Origin of the sequence: Streptomyces albidus (ex Kaewkla and Franco 2022), assembly GCF_013870515.1 — a bacterium.
Taxonomy (GTDB): Bacteria; Actinomycetota; Actinomycetes; order Streptomycetales; family Streptomycetaceae; genus Streptomyces; species Streptomyces albidus.
The window spans coordinates 1-1,646 of sequence record NZ_JACBXA010000489.1; the positions used below are offsets into that span (position 1 = coordinate 1).

General features: G+C 71.3%; 4 protein-coding genes. 3 read left to right on the forward strand and 1 reads right to left on the reverse strand.

The window, feature by feature from the left end; translation table 11 throughout:
* Both H5J26_RS31115 and mscL read left to right on the forward strand, forming a co-directional pair.
* On the forward strand, window positions 1-434 hold a 434-nt coding region (locus H5J26_RS31115; protein WP_235981258.1), incomplete at its 5' end, for a hypothetical protein.
* A 66-nt stretch (window positions 435-500) separates the two neighbouring features.
* A complete protein-coding gene (gene mscL, locus H5J26_RS30790) occupies window positions 501-1,052 on the forward strand; it encodes a large conductance mechanosensitive channel protein MscL (RefSeq protein ID WP_309238140.1) in 552 nt (183 codons plus the stop codon).
* A gap of 10 nt (window positions 1,053-1,062) precedes the next feature.
* Here the strand turns inward: mscL and H5J26_RS30795 are convergent, their stop codons facing one another.
* Window positions 1,063-1,257, reverse strand: a complete 195-nt coding sequence (locus H5J26_RS30795; RefSeq protein ID WP_181769225.1) for a hypothetical protein — start codon at window positions 1,255-1,257, stop codon at window positions 1,063-1,065.
* 44 nt (window positions 1,258-1,301) lie between these two features.
* Between H5J26_RS30795 and H5J26_RS30800 the strand changes: the two genes are divergently transcribed.
* Window positions 1,302-1,646, forward strand: a 345-nt coding sequence (locus H5J26_RS30800; protein WP_181769226.1) for a P1 family peptidase, incomplete at its 3' end; no start/stop codon positions are given.

The window sequence follows — 1,646 nt, forward strand, 5'->3', positions numbered from 1 at the left end:
TCACGGCCGCCGGGCTCGCCGTCGCGGCCGCCGCGATGGCGGCTTCCGCGCCACGGGGTGAGCGGGGCGGTGAGCACCGTCAGGGCCCAGCGGCGGATTCACGCCCCTCCGCGGTCGCCGCTCCTCCGGGGGGCGGGAGAAGCTCTTCGGACGGGCCGCGGCCCCGGGCGACGGTCTCGGCGCCGGTCCGGATCGCGGACGCCGCCACAGTCCGGCTGCTCAGTCCGGGAGACCGGGTCGACGTGATCGCCGGCACAGATGAGTCGCACGAAGCGCGGGTAGTCGCCCAGGGTGTGCGAGTGGACCGGGTCCCGAAGTCCGTGGACGCCGGCCCCGTCGAAGGAGCACTCGTCGTGCTCAGGGTGCCGCGCAGTACTGCGACAGCGCTCGCCGGAGCGGCTGTGGCCGGTCGGCTGGCGGTGACACTGTGCTGAGTTCGCGTGCCGCTCGAGGCGTGCGCTGGTACCGGATCGGTTTCGAGAAAAGGCGGGTCGAAGAGCGTGGATTCAGCTGCCCAGAGCGAGAAGAAGAGTCTGCTGGCGGGCTTCAGGGAATTCCTGATGCGCGGGAACGTGGTCGAACTGGCCGTCGCCGTCGTCGTCGGCACCGCCTTCAGCAAGATCGTGGATTCCGTGGTGAAGGGCCTGATCAATCCGCTGGTCGGCGCCATAGGGACGAAGGACCTCGACAACTACCGGTCCTGTCTGAAGGCCCCCTGCGAGATCAGCAAGGCGACGGGCGAGGTGACGAAGGGCGTTCCGATCAACTGGGGGCCGGTGCTGAGCGCTTCGCTCACCTTCGTGATCACGGCCGCCGTCGTCTACTTCCTCATGATCCTGCCGATGTCCAAGTACAAGGAGCGGCAGGCCGCCAAGAACCCGGTGCCCGCCGCGCCCCCGGAGCTGAACGAGGTGGATCTGCTGGCCGAGATCCGCGACCTGCTGGCAGCCGAGCGGAACGGCTCCGTGCACGCGGACTCCGGCGCCCGGCCGGACGCGCAGGGCTCAGTGGGTCAGCAGCGCGACGGGCTGAGCGTCGAGAAGAAGAGCTAGCTGGGCGGCGTCACAGGTGGTGAGGCGGCTTCTCGTCCAGGAAGCGGGCCAAGTCGGCCGCCGCGTCCCCACTGCTGCCGGGGCCGGCGCCTGACGTCCCCTCGCCCCAGCCGCCGTCGGTGTCGTCCGCGGAGGGCAGGCCCAGCGGGTCGCCGAAGTCCAGCGCTGCTGCGGGATCGGCGGGACGTTGCGAACCGGTGCTCATGTCTCCAGGGTACGGGGCGCCCGCAGGCCTGGTATCCATGCCGCATGACAACTCAGGACGCGCTCACGGACGTACGTGGCCTGCGGGTCGGGCATGCCCAGCGGACCGGCGAGAGCCACCCGGGCTGGCTGACCGGCACGACGGTGGTGCTGGCTCCGGAGGACGGAGCAGTCGCCGGAGTCGACTCGCGGGGAGGCGCACCCGGCACCCGGGAGACCGACGCGTTGGACCCTCGGAACGTGGTGGAACGCATCCACGCGGTCGTGCTGACGGGTGGCAGCGCCTTCGGGCTCGACTCCGCCGCGGGCGTGATGAGCTGGCTGGAGGAGCAGGGCCGTGGTGTGCGGGTCGGCGCCGACCCGGCACAGGTGGTGCCTGTCGTACCGGCG